This window comes from Luteococcus sp. Sow4_B9, from assembly GCF_052116585.1.
In the GTDB taxonomy this organism is placed as follows: Bacteria; Actinomycetota; Actinomycetes; order Propionibacteriales; family Propionibacteriaceae; genus Luteococcus.
On sequence record NZ_JBQKKT010000026.1, the window covers coordinates 15,735 to 33,879 of the forward strand.

General features: G+C 66.7%; 13 protein-coding genes and 2 pseudogenes. 13 read left to right on the top strand and 2 right to left on the bottom strand.

The annotated features are described in order from the left end of the window. Position 1: 1 nt before the first annotated feature. Positions 2–1,027, bottom strand: coding sequence for a lactonase family protein (locus ACTQ49_RS12980; RefSeq protein WP_441828263.1), 1,026 nt, complete (start codon positions 1,025–1,027; stop codon positions 2–4). Positions 1,028–1,544: 517 nt separating this feature from the next. Between ACTQ49_RS12980 and pelF the strand changes: the two genes are divergently transcribed. The 8 genes and pseudogenes from pelF to ACTQ49_RS13020 all read left to right on the top strand — a co-directional run bounded on the left by pelF (position 1,545) and on the right by ACTQ49_RS13020 (position 12,931). Further along, positions 1,545–3,080: a GT4 family glycosyltransferase PelF gene (gene pelF / locus ACTQ49_RS12985; RefSeq protein WP_441828264.1), complete on the top strand. Its 1,536-nt coding sequence runs from the start codon at positions 1,545–1,547 to the stop codon at positions 3,078–3,080. After that, positions 3,077–4,612 (top strand): hypothetical protein, encoded by a 1,536-nt coding sequence (locus ACTQ49_RS12990; RefSeq protein WP_441828265.1) that lies wholly within the window; start codon positions 3,077–3,079, stop codon positions 4,610–4,612. Before pelF ends, ACTQ49_RS12990 begins: the two co-directional genes overlap by 4 nt. Positions 4,613–4,617: 5 nt before the next feature. Further along, on the top strand, positions 4,618–5,277 hold the full coding sequence (locus ACTQ49_RS12995) for a spherulation-specific family 4 protein (protein ID WP_441828266.1): 660 nt from the start codon (positions 4,618–4,620) through the stop codon (positions 5,275–5,277). Continuing rightward, on the top strand, positions 5,277–6,164 hold the full coding sequence (locus ACTQ49_RS13000; RefSeq protein WP_441828275.1) for an endo alpha-1,4 polygalactosaminidase: 888 nt from the start codon (positions 5,277–5,279) through the stop codon (positions 6,162–6,164). Before ACTQ49_RS12995 ends, ACTQ49_RS13000 begins: the two co-directional genes overlap by 1 nt. Positions 6,165–6,202: 38 nt before the next feature. Then, a pseudogene (locus ACTQ49_RS13005) lies at positions 6,203–6,655 on the top strand (transposase); the annotation flags it as partial. 175 nt (positions 6,656–6,830) lie between these two features. Continuing rightward, a complete protein-coding gene (locus ACTQ49_RS13010; RefSeq protein ID WP_441828267.1) occupies positions 6,831–9,899 on the top strand; it encodes a glycoside hydrolase family 2 TIM barrel-domain containing protein in 3,069 nt (1,022 codons plus the stop codon). Between the two features lie 4 nt (positions 9,900–9,903). Next, the gene (locus tag ACTQ49_RS13015) at positions 9,904–11,319 is read left to right on the top strand and encodes an MFS transporter (protein WP_441828268.1); all 1,416 of its coding nucleotides are present in this window, start codon (positions 9,904–9,906) and stop codon (positions 11,317–11,319) included. Positions 11,320–11,607: 288 nt separating this feature from the next. Further along, a pseudogene (locus tag ACTQ49_RS13020) lies at positions 11,608–12,931 on the top strand (ISL3-like element ISPfr3 family transposase). A 425-nt stretch (positions 12,932–13,356) separates the two neighbouring features. On the opposite strand, the gene ACTQ49_RS13025 reads toward ACTQ49_RS13020, so the two are convergent. After that, positions 13,357–14,169, bottom strand: a complete 813-nt coding sequence (locus ACTQ49_RS13025) for a DUF4839 domain-containing protein (protein ID WP_441828269.1) — start codon at positions 14,167–14,169, stop codon at positions 13,357–13,359. A gap of 478 nt (positions 14,170–14,647) precedes the next feature. On the opposite strand from ACTQ49_RS13025, the gene ACTQ49_RS13030 reads away from it, so the two are divergent. The 5 genes from ACTQ49_RS13030 to ACTQ49_RS13050 all read left to right on the top strand — a co-directional run bounded on the left by ACTQ49_RS13030 (position 14,648) and on the right by ACTQ49_RS13050 (position 17,963). Then, positions 14,648–15,652 (top strand): tyrosine-type recombinase/integrase, encoded by a 1,005-nt coding sequence (locus ACTQ49_RS13030; protein ID WP_441828270.1) that lies wholly within the window; start codon positions 14,648–14,650, stop codon positions 15,650–15,652. 105 nt (positions 15,653–15,757) lie between these two features. Then, positions 15,758–16,999 (top strand): IS256 family transposase, encoded by a 1,242-nt coding sequence (locus ACTQ49_RS13035; protein ID WP_441828271.1) that lies wholly within the window; start codon positions 15,758–15,760, stop codon positions 16,997–16,999. A 34-nt stretch (positions 17,000–17,033) separates the two neighbouring features. Then, a complete protein-coding gene (locus tag ACTQ49_RS13040) occupies positions 17,034–17,336 on the top strand; it encodes a tyrosine-type recombinase/integrase (RefSeq protein WP_441828272.1) in 303 nt (100 codons plus the stop codon). After that, positions 17,333–17,674 (top strand): hypothetical protein, encoded by a 342-nt coding sequence (locus ACTQ49_RS13045; protein WP_441828273.1) that lies wholly within the window; start codon positions 17,333–17,335, stop codon positions 17,672–17,674. Before ACTQ49_RS13040 ends, ACTQ49_RS13045 begins: the two co-directional genes overlap by 4 nt. Further along, the gene (locus ACTQ49_RS13050; RefSeq protein ID WP_441828274.1) at positions 17,664–17,963 is read left to right on the top strand and encodes a hypothetical protein; all 300 of its coding nucleotides are present in this window, start codon (positions 17,664–17,666) and stop codon (positions 17,961–17,963) included. Before ACTQ49_RS13045 ends, ACTQ49_RS13050 begins: the two co-directional genes overlap by 11 nt. The last annotated feature ends 182 nt before the right edge of the window (positions 17,964–18,145 follow it).

An 18,145-nucleotide genomic window follows, 5' to 3' on the forward strand; every position in this document is an offset into this window, starting at 1 on the left:
CTCAGGCTTCCACGATCCGCGCCCAGTTGGCGCCGGCGCCATTGGGCGCCTGGGCCACGTCCACCAGCCGCCCGTCATCCTCAACGCGGTAGAGCCCCAGGTTCTGCGACTTCTCGCCCGGGCAGACCACATGTGCCCCGTCGGGAGTGACGACGAAGCCGCGCGGCTGGGTGTTGACCCGTGCGATCGACACGGGTTCTGCCAGCATGCCGCTGTCGGCGACGGGGAGCACCGCCAGGGTAGACTCGGTGCGCTCGCTGACCACCAGCCAACGTCCCTCCGGGCCGGCGAAGTGCAGGTCCGCTCCCCAGACATAGTGGTTGGCCACCGGGTCCTCGTCGATCACGCTGTGGCCGAGCCCAGCGGACGTGTCGTGAGCCGCCACCGTCTGCACGTGCTCCAGGGCGCCGGTTCCGGCGTCGCGCGTGAAGCGGAGCACCTCCCCGGAGAACTCGGTCACCACATAGAGGTTGCGGCCGTCCTCGCTGGCGACGACGTGGCGTGGCCCGCTGCCGGCCGGGCAGGCCACGGTGGCCTGGGGCAGCGCCTCCAGACGGCCGTCGTCGGTCAGGGCATAGCAGGCGACGAGGTCCTCCTCCAGGGAGATGAAGTAGACGTGCTGGCCCACCTGGATGACGCTGTGCAGGCGCTTGTGCTCGACGCTGGCCGTCGGCTCTCCGAGGCTGCCGTCGGCGGCCACGGGCCAGACCGTCCCCACACCACGCCCGTAGTCGGCGCCCAGGAGGAAGCGGCCGTCGTGGCTGCGCACCAGGTAGCTGGGATGCGTCGGCAAGGGGCGGTGCGAGGTCTGTGTCCAGATGCCGTTGTCCGGGTTGAGGGCCACCGTGGCCACGCCGGCCGGTTCCTTCAGCGAGACATGGGCGCGCAGGCCAGTGGCGTCCGGTGCCATGGCCGAGACCCCCTTGCCCACGGGGCTGGTGCCCAGCGGGACGAGTGTCTCGCCGTTGAGCGTGAAGGTGGTGATGGTGCCGTCCGCGGCGCAGGTGGTGCTGACGATCTGGGTCATGGCCCCAGCCTACGAGCCCGCCCAATGACACCGCCTTCTGGTGTCATTGCACGGTCCGCGTGGGACGATCCGCCGGGGCGCCACCCGGGACGATCGAGCAACGGAGCTCCCAGACCTGAGAAAGCTGAAGAATAACTGAAACCAGCGATTCGCCGTCACCGCCCACGCCGGCCGGACAAAGGGCGCTCGAACTGCCGCGCACCGCACGCGCCGATCCTCGATCCCCACGGGGATTGAAATGCAACGCTCCACCTGTGGCACAGGGAAAGAGCCTTAGCGCACGAGCCCCGCCGCAGGGAAGTCCCCAGTTCAGGAAGTCGACGTCGTGGCCCACCCTGCACAGCCATGACCCGCCCAAGTCGTCATCTTGAATCCCCCCATTCGACGTCCACGCTTGTTACCTTGCACACACTGTTCGGCGGGGGCCGGGAGTGAGCAGAGCTCGGGGGCAGAAGAATGACCATTGGTTGTAGTGCGTGTGGCGCCATCGTGTGCGCCACGGTTGCCCGGATGGCCCATGTCCACACCAGCTGACGTCCGCGTCGGCCTGCTGGGAGAGGGCACCTACCCTACCGCCAAGGGCGGGGTCAGCACTTGGGCCGACCTGCTGATCCGGAGCCTGCCCGATCACGAATTCCACGTCGTCTCCATCGTGGGACTCGAACGCACCCCCATCTGGCGGCGAGAACCCAATGTCAAGAGCCTGACCCTGGTCGGCATGTGGGATCCGCCCGCTCGCAAGGTCCGCTTCCGCGGGCGAGCCACCAACCTGCAGCTGCGCAACTGCCGTGACAGCCTGCACGCCATGTGGCGATGCATCCTGCCCCCAGAAGGCCAGGAAGCGGATCTGGCGGGCATGGAGGAGGCGATGCAGTCGATCGTCACCTCGAGCCCCCAGCCCCTGAGCTGGCTGTTGCGCCAGCAAGGATCCACCGAGGCCATGCTCGATGCCTGGGCACTCCATGCCCGAGGACGCAATCTGCCCACCATCTCCGGTGGTCGCGCCGCGCTGGTGGCCCGGCACACGGACCGCGCCCTGGCCGTGATGGACACCGAATGGCCCGAGGTGGACGTGATCAATGCCACGTCCAACGGCCCGTCCTCGCTGATGGCCCTGGCCCGCCACTGGCGCGACGGGACCCCCATCATGCTCACCGAACACGGCGTCTACCTGCGTGAGCGTTACCTGGCGGTGGCCGAGGAAGGCATGCCGTGGGACGTGCGCTACGCGATGATGGCCTTCACCCGTGCCGTCTGCCAGCTCGCCTATGAACGCTCCGAGGTGCTGACGCCAGTGAGCGACTTCAACGGCCGCTGGGCCGTGCACCTGGGCGCCGAGCCGGCCACGGTGCGCCCGATCGCGAACGGCGTCGAGGCCGGCAGATTCCCCGTCATCCTCACCGAGCCAACGGTGCCCACCATCTCCTGGGTGGGACGCATCGATCCCCTGAAGGACCTCGGAACCCTGGTGTGGGCCTTCTCCAGGGTCCGGGAGCGCGTCCCGCAGGCCAGGCTGAGACTCTTCGGCCCCACCCCCGCGGGCAACGAGGACTACGAGCAAGAGGTACGCGAGCTCGTCACCCGGCTGTCCCTGCAGGACCACGTCACCTTCGAGGGGCCACGCCCCTCTGCCCTGCCAGCGCTGGAGGCGGGCCACGTCGTGGCCCTGTCCAGCATCTCCGAAGGCATGCCGTTCACGGTCATCGAGGCGATGATGTCCGGTCGAGCCACCGTCAACACCGACGTCGGCGGCGTGGGCGAGGTCACGGGCTGCGACGGCACTGCCGGCATCCTGGTGCCACCCCGCGATGCGGAAGCCATGGGCGACGCCCTGGCTGACCTCCTGCTGGACCATGACGAACGTCGGCGAATGGCACGTGCCGCGCGGCGTCGGGCGCTGGAGAAGTTCAATGTCGACACCTTCACGGCCCACTACCGGGCCATGTATGCGCAAACCGCCAGCAGCCGCAGCATCCCCAGCCGTGCCCTGCTCGATGACCCGTCCCCCAGCACCCCCCAGGATCCCCCACTCCGGCGAAAGGTGGGCGCGTGACCACCCAACTGAGACCCCCGACGACGGACCACCTGACGGGGGATGACCGCGTCCCCCGCCGCGGCATCCCCGATGCCTCGGCGCGCTCCGATTCCCCCCATCTGGAGGCGCTGCCTGCCGACAGCCCGCGGCAATCAGACCATGAGCAGCCTCGGCCAGCCCCGTCACCGCCGCCCGCAGGCAGTGGCCGAGGGGCACACCTGCGACTCGCCACCCGCGATGCACTGCCCGGCCGCCAGGCACTGCCACGCCGCGCCATCCCCGAGGGCCAGTTGCCGGACCACGTCCGCGAGGCGCTGCCCCGCGTCGTCGCGGGAGCCGTCGACGTCTTCGACGCGGCCGCCCGGCTGGAGGCCCAGGGCATGGGTGACGTGGTGGCGCGCCAGGCCGGCTATGCCTCCACCTTCGACCATGCCCGGGCGCTACTGCAGGGGATCACACCACCGAAGAACTCGAGCACACCCAGCACCTTCCGGCGATCCGTGCTGTCCGCGGTTCTGCGTGGTTTCGTGATGCTGATCGGCGTGCTGATCTGTGTGCTGGCCGTGCCTGCCGATCGTCCGGCGCTGCACACCTTCGCCGCCGGTGGCGCCGCCTGGTTCAGTGCCCAGACCGTGAGCGCCGCCATCTGGTGGGGCCTGGGCCAACGACAGGAGGGTCGCGGCGCCACCCTGGCCCTGGCGATCTCCGTCTTCGAGGTGCTGGTGGGACTCGCCTTCTTCACCATCATGGGAAGCCCCGAGCTCGCCACCTGGGTGATGTGGGGTTCCACCGCCGCCGTCTGGCTCTCCCGGCGGCGCCTGACCCGTTCCCTGTGGCTCACCCTGGCAGCACTCGGTATCGCCCTCATCGGTCTGGGTCTCGACGGTCCGTGGCGCGTGACACCAGCCATCCTGGCGCTGGGGGCCGGCTACGCAATCTCTGCGGGCCAGTTGCTGCACGCGGTGCGGACCCAGCCCAACATGATGATCGACGGGTGGCACCGGGTGCTGGTGATGGCCTGCATCCAGACGCTGGCCCCGGTCACCATGCTGTGGGTGGCGGCTGGCTGGGTGGGGCCGGAATTCCTCGTCGTCGCGCTGGGCTCGATGGTCGCCTCCGCCGCGTCGGACCCGCTGGTGGAGATCGCCAGCCAGGCTGTCCGCCGGATCGCAGACCGGGGCCTGTCCTGGCGGACGGTGCGCCGACGCACCGCCATGGCGGGCGTGCTGGTGACGGCGGGCGCAGCGCTGGGCGGTCTGGGCGCAGGCCTGCTCGCCTCCTACCTGCTGCGTGGCATCCCACCGGGCCTGCCGGCCATCTCGATCACACTGGCGGTGAGCACCTTCTCCGTCGGCGGGGCGCTGCTGCTGCGCACCGGTGACGCCCGCGGCGCCACCTGGCTGGCCCTGGTGAGCTCCGGTTTGCTGGCCCTGGTGCTGGCGTCGACGCCCAACCTGCCGGGCTGGCTGTTCATCGGGATCGACCTGTTCTCGGTGGCCGTCATCGGAGCCCTGGCAGCCCGTCGCCTCAGTTCTCCACAGGTATGGTGATCGGCATGCACCTGGCGAGTCCCTGGTACATCCACCCCGCAGTGGCCCCTGATGCGTGGACGGATCTGCGCGCCGGACGGCTGCCGCTGGCCTGGGCCGTGGTGAACGTCAACAGCGGCCCCGGCGGGCCGGACGACCCCTACTATGCGCAAGCTCTCGCGCCGGGCTGCGCCACCACCCTGGTGGGCTATGTGACCGTCGGCTATGGCCGCCGCAGCACCCACGAGGTGCTGGCCGAGGCGCGGTTGTGGCGCGAGCTGTACGGCATCACCGACGTCATGCTGGACGAGGTCCCCTACCAGGCCGCGCAGGACAACTGGAGCATGGACACCATCGCCGCCCTGCGCCGCGACGGCGTGGACCGCGTCTTCACCAACCCCGGATGCGTCCCCGTCGTGGACCTGCTGCACGCCAGCGACGCGGTCTGCGTCGCCGAGCAGACCTGGCAGACCTACCGTTCCCTGGACTGGCCGCAGTGGTTGGTGGACGGCTTCCCCGGCCGCACCTGGCACCTGGTGCACAGCACCCCCGCCTCCGAGCGCGAGGCGGCGCTGGCGCTGGCTGCGCAGCGTGAGGCCGGTTTCGTGTGGGTCACCGACGCGGAACTGCCCAACCCGTGGGGCGCCCTGCCGGCTGGGCTGGGCACAGGAACCGTGGACGCGTGATGCGGACGCGGGCGCTGGGTCCCCTGCTGGCCTGCGCCGTGGCACTCGCCGGCTGTATGGGCAGCGGCCAGCCCGACGCCGCGGCCGTCGCTTCCCGCGGCACGTCGGACGGCCCCACCCGATCCGCGCCCGGCAAACGCACCACCCCGTCGCCACTGGTGCGCAGGCCCTCACCGGCGGGCCAGCCCTCCGTGTGGCGACCCGTGCAGGGACAGCCCTTCCACATCCAGCTGACCGGACGCCCGGTGGTGCCCGAGGGTGTCTCGGTGGTGATCCTGGACTGGGAGGAGACGCCGACCACGACCGTCGCCGCACTGCGAGCCCGCGGCGTCACTCCCATCTGCTACCTCAATGCCGGGGGCCACGAGGACTTCCGGCCGGACCGGGGGCGTTTCCCGTCGGCCGTCGTGGGGCGGCCACTCGATGGCTGGCCCGGAGAGCGCTGGCTGGACATCCGGCAACGGGACCGACTGCTGCCGATCATGGCGTCCCGGATGGACGTCTGCCGCCAGAAGGGCTTCACCGGGGTGGATCCCGACAACCTGGACGGCCACGAGACCACCAGCGGTTTCCCCCTCACGTCGGGCGATGCCGTCGCCTATCAGAAGGGCCTGGCGGAGTTGGCCCACCAGCGTGGGCTGGCCATTGGCCTGAAGAATGCGCTTGACCTGCTGCCCCGGGTGTCCGGCGTCGTGGACTTCGCCGTCAACGAGGAATGTCTGGCCCACGACGAGTGCGGCACCTATCGCGATTTCCTGGCCAGCGGGAAGGCCGTCTTCCACATTGAGTACGCGGGGTCTCTGCGCGAGCTCTGCAGCAGCCGGCCGGCAGGATTCAGCACTGTGCTGGCGCCGCCGGAACTGGATGGCCCCACCCGGCGCTGCTGAGGTCCAAGTCCGTCCATTGGTGGCGCCTAGACGGTATGGGTGACCCGCTCTATGCCGCCCGCCGGACCCTGTCCACCGGCGCCGACCTGCTCAACGACAAGCAGAAGGACCGACTGGACACCCTGTTCGCCGACGACGCCCACGTCGAGGTCGAGGTCACTTGGAGCGTCTACCAGCGCATGATCGCCGCCTACCGCCACGAGAACCGGCGCCACGGCCGCGAGCTGATGGCCCGGCTCATCGACTCGATCAGCACCGGCGTCCCCAAGGCCCTGGTCGAGATCACCAAGCTCGGCAGGACGCTGAAGAAGCGCGCCGCCGACGTCCTGGCCTACTTCGACCGGCCCAGCACCTCCAACGGGCCCACCGAGGCGATCAACGGCAGGCTCGAGCACCTGCGCGGCTCGGCGCTGGGGTTCCGCAACCTGACCAACTACATCGCCAGATCCCTGCTCGAGACCGGCGGGTTCAGACCCCGACTACACCCTTGATTCGGATGAGCCTTGCCGGTAACGTCCTGCAAGGAAGGCGCGGTCTTGGACGCGGCGAGGTGCGCGAAGAGTGGGGGCACGCTCGCCCGGCTCCGATCGTGGCGCAGCCTGCCGACCACCTTGGCTCATCACCCACTCACATGTGAAAAACAGCGGGCCGAGAGGAGATCCATCGATGATCGTTCCCAGGTACTACGAGGACTTGGCCGTTCTGCACGAGAACACGCTCCCGGCACGTTCCTACTACATCCCGAGTTCCACGCCGCTCGACCCCGGTCCGGAGGCTCGTGACTCCTCCGATCGTCTGCAGCTGCTGAACGGTGAGTGGTCGTTCCGGTACTTCGAGAGCATCCACGAGCTTCGGGACCACTTCTACGAGCGCGACTTCCCCGCGGGCGGTTTCGATCGTGTGCCGGTGCCGAGCACGTGGCAGCACCAGGGCTACGACCACCACCAGTACACGAACATCCGCTACCCCTTCCCGCTCGATCCGCCGTTCGTCCCGCAGGACAATCCGTGCGGCGCGTACGTCCACGAGTTCGAGTACACGCCCAGTGAAAACGCCCCGAGCTCTCATCTCACCTTCGAAGGCGTCGACTCCTGCTTCTACGTGTGGCTCAACGGCAAGTACGTCGGCTACAGCCAGGTCTCGCACGCCACCGCCGAGTTCGACGTCACCGAGATCATCGAGCCGGGCACCAACCGCCTGGCCGTCCTTGTACTCAAGTGGTGCGACGGCAGCTACCTGGAAGATCAGGACAAGTTCCGCGTCAGCGGGATCTTCGGCGACGTCTACCTGCTCTCGCGGCCGGCCTCCGTCCTCTTCGACTACTTCACCACCACGACGATCGACACGACGGGGGCCACGGTCGAGATCCGGGGGCTCTACCGCGGCAAGTCCGTGCCGACCTCCGCCGAACTCACCGACGCCGATGGGACGCGCGTCGCAAGCGGTGAGTTGCAGGAGTTCTCCGGCGACGACACGTACACCCACCGGGTCCAGCTGCGCGTTGAGGACCCGCAGCTGTGGACCGCCGAGAATCCTTACCTCTACACCCTCACCCTCACCTCACCGCAGGAGGTCGTCACCGACCGCGTCGGCATCCGTGAGATCACGGTCGTGAATGCCGTCGTCCACGTCAATGGGCAGCCGATCAAGCTGCGCGGCGTCAACCGCCACGACTCCGACCCGGTCACCGGTCCGGCCATCGACCTCGATCACATGAAAACCGACCTGCGGTTGATGAAGCAGCACAACATCAACGCGGTGCGCACCGCTCACTATCCAAACGCGCCGCGCTTTTACCAGCTGTGCGACGAATATGGATTCTTCGTCATGGGCGAGGCCGACAACGAGAGCCACGGCACCCAGTTTCAGTTCCTGGAGGACCCCTCCTTCGCGAATCAGGTCGAACACTGGAACGAGCCGATCGCGGACAACCCCGAGTGGATCGAGGCGACCCTCGACCGCACCCGACTTTGCGTCATCCGTGAGAAGAACCGCCCGAGCATCGTCATGTGGTCGGCGGGCAACGAGGGCGCATACGGGTGCACTTTCGAAGCCGCGCTCGCGTGGATGGCCGAGTTCGACCCCACCCGCCTTACGCACTACGAGAGCGCCTTCTACCGTAACAGCAAGCGGAAGTACGACTACTCGAACATCGACCTCTACAGCCGGATGTACCCCGCGCTGCACGAGATTCACGAGTACCTTGATTCCGACCCGGACAAGCCGTTCATCCTCGTGGAATACAGCCACGCCATGGGCAACGGCCCCGGTGACCTCGAAAACTACTGGGAGATCATCCGGGCCGACGAGCGCATGTGCGGCGGCTTCGTGTGGGAATGGTGCGACCACGCCGTCTACAAGGGCAAGGCCGACAACGGCAAGGACATCTATTTCTATGGCGGTGACCACGGCGAAGACATCCACGACGGCAACTTCTGCATGGATGGTCTCGTCTACCCCGATCGCACGCCCCACACGGGTCTGTTGGAGCTCAAGAACGTCCACCGGCCTGTCCGCGTCCTCGGGTTCGACCAGCACACCGGCCGGCTCACCCTGCGCAACGACATGGACTTCACCGATCTGCGCGATCACATCTACCTGACCTGCGGAGTCGTTTGCGACGGCGAGGTGGTCAAGACTGTGCGCGTCGATCTCGACGAGAGCGTGCCGCCGCGGTCCGAGACAACCGTGACGCTCACGCCGACCGTGCCCGAGGCGGGCACCTGCCACCTGCTCGTGACGTCTCATCTGAAGGGCGAGGTGCCATTCCTCACGGAGGGGCATGAGCTCGGCTTCGACGAACTCGAACTGACCACCGCCGATGGACGCAACCAGAGGGCGGTCGCTCTCCTGGAGGGCACCGAGCCGGGCTCGGGCCGGTTGCGCGTCACCGAGGACGCCTCCTCCATCACCGTCGAGTCCGAGGCGTTCCGGTACGCCTTCGACACGCGCACAGGGCTGCCCCAGACCATGACCCTCGGCGGTCGGGATCTGCTCGATGCTCCCGCGCAGATCAATATCTGGCGGGCACCGACGGACAACGACATGAACATCAAAGCCGAGTGGAGACGCGCCCACTACGACGCCGCCTCGGCACGCGCCTACTCCGCAAGCGTCGAGCCAGGCGCGGATGCGGTGACGCTCACCTTCCCCCTCGCGGTCGTGGCGCCCACGATCCAGCCGATCCTGAAGGTGGAGGCCGCCTGGCACGTGAACACCTCCGGTGCGGTGCAGGCGTCCCTCTCAGTGAGGCGTGACCCTGCCTTTCCGTCGCTGCCCCGCTTCGGGATCAGGCTGTTCCTACCCAAGGAGATGTCGCAGGTTACCTATTGCGGCTTGGGTCCGTTCGAGAGCTACGTCGACAAACGCCGAGCTTCCCATCACGGCCTCTTTAGCTCCGACGTCTTCCGCCTGCACGAGGACTACCTGCGTCCGCAGGAGAACGGCAGCCACGCGGACTGTGACTACGTCATCGTGGCCGGAGGCGGTCTGTCCCTCACCGCCGTGGGGAGCGAGACCTTCTCCTTCAACGCCTCCCCTTACACGCAGGAAGAGCTGGCGAGACGTGCCCACAGCTATGAACTCGTACCGGCGGGCAGCACCGTTTTGTGCCTGGACCACGCCAACGCCGGGATCGGGTCCAACAGCTGCGGTCCTGAACTCCTCGAAAAGTACCGCGTGGATGCCGAGACGTTCCGGTTCGACATCACCCTGATTCCCACCATCGAGCAGTGAACTAGTGAAGGGTCACAACGACGTGCCTGTCACCCAAGAGAAGACGTACCTCAAGTGGTACAACAAGATCGGTTATGGATCGGGCGATGTCGGCGGGAACGTCGTGTATGCGTTCCTGTCCGCGTTCGTCATGATCTACCTCACCGATGCCGTGGGCTTGAACCCAGGCATCATCGGCACATTGATCATGGCCTCCCGGCTTTTCGACGGGGTCAGTGACCTCTTCTTCGGAAACCTCATCGACCGCACGCACACGAAGATGGGCAAGGCACGTCCGTGGATGTTCTGGGCGTACTTCGGTTGCGCCGCCACGCTCATCGCCACCTTCGCGATCCCGACCAACGTCGGCCAGACCGCGCAATACGCCTGGTTCTTCATCGCCTACACGCTGCTGAACGCGGTCTTCTTCACGGCCAACAACATCGCCTTCTCGGCGTTGACGGCGCTCATCACCAAGAACGGTGCCGAGCGTGTGCAGATGGGCTCCATCCGCTTCATGTTCGCCTTCGGGACGAGCATGCTCATCCAGACCTTCACCGTCGCAGGTGTGCAACAGTTCGGTGGCGGCGCCGAGGGCTGGCGCACGATCGCCATCATCTACGCCGTGATCGGGCTAGCCGTGAACTCGCTGTCGGTGTTCTCGGTGCGCGAGCTTTCGCGCGAGGAGCTTGCGGACCGGCCGGGCGCCCACCATGACCCCGCGGAGCTCGCCGAGGTGGAGGTGACCAGCTTCAAGGAGGCCGCGAAGCTCGTGGTGGCCAACAAGTACTACCTCATCATCCTACTCGTGTTCCTCGTGGCGCAGATCTTCACCGCGACGCTCAACATGGGGATCTACTTCATGACGTACATCCTCGGCGACGCGAACCTTCTCGGAGTCTTCGCGTGGGCGATCAACGCGCCGTTGATCATCGGTCTGCTCTTCACCCCGTTCCTCGTGAAGCGGTTCGGTGAGATGTACCGGGTGAACATCACCGGGTATGTGATCGCGGTCGTCGGCCGGCTCGGTGTTCTCGTCGCGGCGTACATGGGCAGCATTCCCCTCATGCTCCTCTTCACGGGCCTGGCCTCGCTCGGGATGAGCCCGCTGCAAGGCACGTTGAACGCACTGATAGCCGAGGCGTCCGAGTACACCTACCTCACCAAGAACCGGCGCATCGATGGGGTCATGTACTCCTGTACCTCGTTCGGCGTGAAGCTGGGCGGCGGAATCGGGACGGCACTGGCAGGATGGCTGCTCGCATGGAGTGGCTACGTCGGTGGTGCGGACACGCAGCCGGAGTCCGCGCTGCAGATGATCAGCTTCATGTACCTGTGGATCCCGGCCATCATGAACTTCATCATCCTGCTGCTGCTGACGCGCCTCGACGTGGAGAAGGCCAATAGGAGGGTCAAGGCGGAGATCGCCGTCACCGCGTGACGCCTCGCGCTCTTTCCGAAGACCCTGCTCGAGTCTGCTTCTTCACGGGATGGTTGTGCTGGGGTTCCGCAGCTGATTTCGTGGAAAGAGAGCGGATCGGGGGGGGTTGTGGGGGATTGCGTGATCAGCTGCTGACACGTCGTGTCACTAGGGGCGGGGGTTTGCCGGCTCTTCCCAGATGAGGGTGTAGCGCACGTCGCGCGGCGGGCCGGCGCGTCGGTGGCCGGATAGAGGTCGAGGTCTCCCGAGGATGAGAGCTCCTACACACTCAGCCCGAAAGACCTCGACGTGCACGACGCTACCGTCGGCGGGCGCGCTGATGCGTTCGCCAGCCCCGACCTGACTGCCTTCTGCCGCCTCGACGAACTCGGCCTCGTTGTCACCGGGCAGCGACTCGAGCCGGATCAGTGCCGTATTGGCCTGCCAGGTGGTCGAGCCCGACCAGTGGTGCCGGCGCTGCGGCTGCGAAGGGAGACCACGTGACACCGTGGTCCGACGGCTTGCCCACGAACCACTGGGCTGGCGGCCCACGACGCTGGAGGTCGTCGTGCGCCGTTACCGCTGCAGCGGCTGCGGGTATGTGTGGCGCCAGGACACCACCGCCGCGGCCGAGCCCCGGGCCAAGTTGTCTCGGCGCGCTCTGCGGTGGGCGCTGGAAGGGATCGTGGTCCAGCACCTGACCGTGGCTCGGGTCGCCGAGGGGCTCGGGGTGGCCTGGGACACCGCCAACGACGCCGTTCTGGCCGAGGGCAAGCGGGTGCTGATCGACGAGGAGCACCGCTTCGAGGGGGTGAAGGTCGTCGGGGTCGATGAGCACGTGTGGAGGCACACCCGTCGCGGCGACAGGTACGTCACCGTGATCATCGACCTCACCCCAGTGCGAGATGGCACCGGCCCGGCACGGCTGCTGGACATGGTCGAAGGACGCTCCAAGCAGGCGTTCAAGACCTGGCTGGCCGACCGCCCGCAGGAGTGGCGCGACGGCGTGGAGGTGGTCGCGATGGACGGCTTCACCGGATTCAAGACCGCCGCCGTCGAGGAACTGCCCGACGTGGTGACCGTGCTAGATCCCTTCCACGTCACGCGCCTCGCTGGCGAGGCGCTCGATGAGTGCCGACGGCGAGTTCAGCAGGCCATCTGTGGGCACCGCGGCCGCAAGGGCGACCCGCTCTATGCCGCCCGCCGGACCCTGTCCACCGGCGCCGACCTGCTCAACGACAAGCAGAAGGACCGACTGGACACCCTGTTCGCCGACGACGCCCACGTCGAGGTCGAGGTCACTTGGAGCGTCTACCAGCGCATGATCGCCGCCTACCGCCACGAGAACCGGCGCCACGGCCGCGAGCTGATGGCCCGGCTCATCGACTCGATCAGCACCGGCGTCCCCAAGGCCCTGGTCGAGATCACCAAGCTCGGCAGGACGCTGAAGAAGCGCGCCGCCGACGTCCTGGCCTACTTCGACCGGCCCAGCACCTCCAACGGGCCCACCGAGGCGATCAACGGCAGGCTCGAGCACCTGCGCGGCTCGGCGCTGGGGTTCCGCAACCTGACCAACTACATCGCCAGATCCCTGCTCGAGACCGGCGGGTTCAGACCCCGACTACACCCTTGATTCGGATGAGCCGCTTTGCAAGCGGTCGACGAAGCAAGGTTCGCTCGCCACCAGCTCGGGGGTAATCCCGTGCAGACGAACGTTGTAGCCGTCGAAGTGGTCGTAACCCGGCGGCGGCCTCATGAGCCAGTGGGCAGTGTCCACCACTCGCCCATTTCGGACCTTGGCCAAACCAACCGAGCAAGGAGACCCGCGGTGTGCATTGGCGGTCTCGAAATCGATGGCCGTGAAGTTCAGCATGGTTCACCTCGCGGTTCAGGGAAGTTCTCTCCCCCAGCCAACCCCCACAAGAACTGTCTGGACTTGCGTACACACCTGTAGCCGAACAACTTCAGCTAGTGATCATCCGGTGAACCTAGCCGATCCGCGAACCCCCATCTGGCTGCCCCTCACGATCGTCCGCTCAACGCAGGACCCAGCAAGGCCTAGCGGAGTCGTGTCTCGACGGGCTCAAGGATGAAGAGCTCCTGGAACTCCTTGTACTCCCCCACTTCGGCAATGACGTGGAGGTTCTGACCAACTTCAAGGGAAGAAGAATCTTCGCTACCCGCGATGTTGAGGTCGAACGCGTTGACATCATCGAACTGGAAGTTGGGCCCCTTGGAAGCGTTCGGGTCGAAGTCGCCCGCCCCGACAAGGAAGTCGAATCTCGTCTTGTACGACCCATGCGGGTTCAGCGCCAGGATCGCCCCATCAAACTCGATTCGCTGGCCCTTGTACTTCTCGGCGAAAGCAGCGACTTCCGGGGCGGCAGGGTCCTTGAGCTCCAGGAGCTTCGCGAGCTCTGGGTTGTTCTTCGCCGTGATCGTGCCCTCCGATTCCTCCCCGGTGCTCGATGCCTCATCAGCAGCGGTTGCCTGAGGCGCGGGCGTGGATGATTGCGCCGTCTCCTCATCCGTCTTCGGGAACGTGTGGTAGACGACGACCACCTTCGCATCAGGCGCGTACTTCTTGCCCTTGGCATAGTCGTCTTGACCAGCAATAGTCACGTGCTCGACCTCGCCGTCCTTGGTGAGCCAACCCGTCACCAGGTCCTCTCGGACCTCCGTCTCGACGTTCGTGAACCCGGCGCGTTCCAGCTGATCCTCGACCTCTGCGTGCGGCTTGCCCTTCAGCTCCTTGGCAGCGGCGGGGGCTGCCACTTGATTGGGGTCCTCTGCGCCGCATGCGCCCATCGTGGACCCGAGCACAAGGGCGCCCATCAGAGCGGCGACGAGACGGGTGGACTGCGTGGACATACTTCTCCCAGATCCATGCTCCCCGCAGCGCGTGAATGTATGCGGCCAATCATAAAGGGGACTCGGGGCCAGCGCCCGGCGGCCACCACGCACGGGTAGTGATCGCCGCCGGAAGCGAATGCGTTCCCCCGGAAAATCGGCTGCGCTCCCCCGAAAGTTGCCCGCCGATCGAGCACCAGCAGCTCAACGCGCACGTTCACTCACACCCACGCCATCCACACCCAGGCCCGAGCACTCCCCCGCGGCCCGCTATTTGCACGTAGATTGCACGGCACAGCAAGAACGGCTCCGACTTCGGGATAACCCGTAGTCGGAGCCGTTGCTCACACTGTGCGCGAGAGAGGAGTTGAGCCGTGGGGCTGGCTCCGATCCGAGGGCGGGAGAACTCACTGCCAGCGCTGCTTGACTAGGGGAAACGCAAGCCAATCAGGGGCTGCGTTCCCCCTGTCCGAGTGAGCACGACGAGGCCGTTTTGGGCTTGTTTGTTGCACGCATATTGCACGCGACGGGGAGGTTCGAGATGGGCAAGCCGAGGGGGAACGCACATGAGGACGCGGGGAAACGCGAACGGAGAAGCTTCGGTCGCCTGCGCAAGCTGAGGTCGGGGCGGGTGCAGGCCGGCTACATCGGGCCGGACTGCAAGCTCTACATGGCGCCGGCCACGTTCGCGTCGAAGATCGACGCCGAGGGCTGGCTGGCCCAGGAGCGGCGACTGATCGACCTCGGAGTCTGGCAGCCGCCGGAGACCCGCGAGCCCGACCCTGCGTCGCTGGTCACGATGCCGACACCGCGCGAGAAGCCAAAGCCGCCCTGCCCCACGCTGCGCGAGTACTCCCAGACCTGGCTGGCAGACCGGATCGCCACGCCGCAGGGCGACGCCGGGTCGCTGCGGCCGTCATCGCAGAAGGACTACCAGATGCTGCTGCGCAACCACATCCTGCCGGCACTCGGGGACAAGCGACTGGACGAGCTCGATCTGGATGACGTCGTGGCGTGGCACCGGGCGATGGCGAAGAAGAAGATCGCCCGCACCCGATCGAAGTCGTACAGCCTGCTGCGCGGCATCATGAACGCCGCGATCGTCGACCGCACCCTGCCGACCGTGACGACGAACCCATGCCGAATCAAGGGCGCTGGCACGACCAGCCGCGAGAAGGACATCACCCCCGCCACACTGGACGAGCTGGCACGCATCGTCATCGAGATGCCCGACAAGTGGCGTGCCGCGGTCCTGCTCGGTGCCTGGTGCGCCATGCGCTACGGCGAAGTCTTCGAGCTACGCCGCAAGGACGTTGACCTTAATGCCGGCATCGTGCGCGTGGAGCGCGGTGTCGCCTGGGTGGCCGGCGAAGTAGTGATCGGCCCGCCCAAGACGAAGGCCGGCAAGCGCCGCGTGGCGATCCCGCCGCACATCATTCCCGACCTGCGATGGCACCTCGCGACCTACGTCTCGCCCGGGCAGAACGCGCTGCTGTTCAGTTGAGTCCCCGATAGTGGTGTAGCCGTGGTGGCTGGCTCTGGACGACAGGGCGGTCACCGCGTGATCCTCGAGTTCATCTCTCACAACACCCTCGAAGGAATCATCACGATGACCGCTCCACACATTGTCGACCCTGCGCACGTTCTTGGCGAGCTACTCACCGAGGCCTCGCCGGACATGATGCGCAGCCTGCTGCAGACCATGCTCAACGCCTTGTTGTCGGCCGACGCCGACGCGGTCGCGGGCGCCGAGTACGGCCAGCCCACCCCAGGCCGGTTGGCGCAACGCAACGGCTACCGCCACCGCGACCTGGACACCCGCGCCGGCACCATCGACCTGGCCATCCCCAAACTCCGTACCGGCTCCTACTTCCCCGACTGGCTGATGGAACGCCGCAAGAGGGCCGAGACGGCCCTGATCACCGTCGTCGCCGACTGCTACCTCGCCGGCGTCTCCACTCGCCGCATGGACAAACTCGTCAAGACCTTGGGCATCGACCGGCTCTCGAAGTCCCAAGTCTCCCGCATGGCCGCCGACCTGGACGACCACGTCGAACAGTTCCGCCACCGACCCCTCGGCGATGCCGGCCCCTTCACCTTCATCACCGCTGACGCGTTGACCATGAAAGTCCGCGAAGGCGGGCGCGTGATCAACTCCGTCGTCATGCTCGCCACCGGCGTCAACAATGACGGGCACCGCGAAGTCTTGGGGATGCGAGTGGCCACCAGCGAGACCGGCCCGGCCTGGAACGAGTTCTTCGCCGACCTCGTCGCCCGCGGCCTGACAGGCGTCCGTCTCGTGACCTCGGACGCCCATCAAGGTCTCGTGGAGGCGATCGCGGCGAACCTGCCCGGCGCGTCCTGGCAACGCTGCCGCACCCACTACTCGGCGAACCTGATGGCCATCACCCCGAAAAGCCTCTGGCCGGCAGTCAAGGCGATGCTCCACTCCGTCTACGACCAGCCCGACAAGAACGCTGTCCAGGCCCAGTTCGACCGGCTGCTTGACTACACCGCCGACATGCTGCCCGAAGTCACCGACCACCTCGACGCTGCCCGGGCTGACATCCTCGCCTTCACCCAGTTCCCGACCGAGGTTTGGCATCAGATCTGGTCAAACAACCCCACCGAAAGGTTGAACCGCGAGATTCGCCGCCGCACCGACAGCGTCGGGATCTTCCCCAACCGCGCCGCGATCGTCCGGTTGGTCGGCGCCGTGTTGGCCGAGCAGACCGATGAATGGGCCGAAGGACGCCGCTACCTCGGCCTCGAAGTCCTCGCCAAGAGCCGCCTCACACTCATCACCGACACCAGCGAACAGGAGACCACCATGCCCGCGCTCGCCAGCTGACCCCGCCCTGCAGGATCACCAACAGTTACACCACTTGCCGGGACTTGACCTGCTGTTCCCGTCCGATGACGGGCGCAACATTCGGCCGTCGACCTTCTTGCGCGCTTGGCATCGCGCCTGCGCCAAGGCTGGACGGGAGGATCTGAAGTTCCACCACCTGCGCCACACCGGCGCGGTACTGGCAGCCCAGTCGGGGGCGACGCTCTCGGAGTTGATGGGGCGCCTCGGCCATGCGACGCCGGCCATGGCGATGATCTACCAGCACGCTGCTGCGGACCGGGACCGCGAGATCGCCAAGCACTTGTCCGAGATGGCACGGAAGGCGAGTGCCTCGTGACCAACGAACATCTTCCCTCCGTAATACACATGCAATACAGTTGGGGTGTGCAGGACGAACTGGACTGGCGCCACCGCCGCGACTACATCGCCAAGCACGACATGACGCCCCAATGGGCCGACGAGGCCTTCGCCGACCCGAACCAGCTGGTCATCGACCCGGACCCGGCGTCGGAGTCAGGCCGGACGATCCGCGTGATCGGCTGGTCGGCATCGCTTCAGACGCTGGTGACGGTGATTGCCCTGCCGGACGACGGAGTGATCTGGGGAGTGAACGCATGGCGGTCGAACAGCACCGACCAGCGCAGGTACCGAGAGGAGGCCACTGATGAGGATTGACGAGCTGATCGCCGCCGAGGCCAAGGCCAGCGAGCAGAACAAGGACGCCGAACTGAAGCCCGACACCAAGGTCACCCGCGGGCACGGCAGGTCCAAGACCCTGCAGGTGCGCCTCAACGACAACGAATTCGCCGCTCTGGCGCGCGTTGCCGAGGAGCGAGGAGTTCCGGCCTCCACGCTGGCCCGCGACCTGCTGCTGCGCGAGCTGAGCGACCACAACACCGATCCGCGGTCACTGCTGGCCAGGATCCGTTCCGATCTGGACGAACTCGCGGCGCGCGTGGCGTGAGCTGCCTCCGAAGACACCAGGCACCGCATCCCACCTCCTCAGATGGCGTGGACCTTCCTCGCGCGAGACCAGCGGCTACTAGTTCCATTGACCTCAGGTCGGGCCTTGGCCGAGGCTCGGTTCAGGTGGTCTGGGGCGGTCGCTCCGTTTGCGGCTGTCCACCGTTGGGTGTGACTTTCATT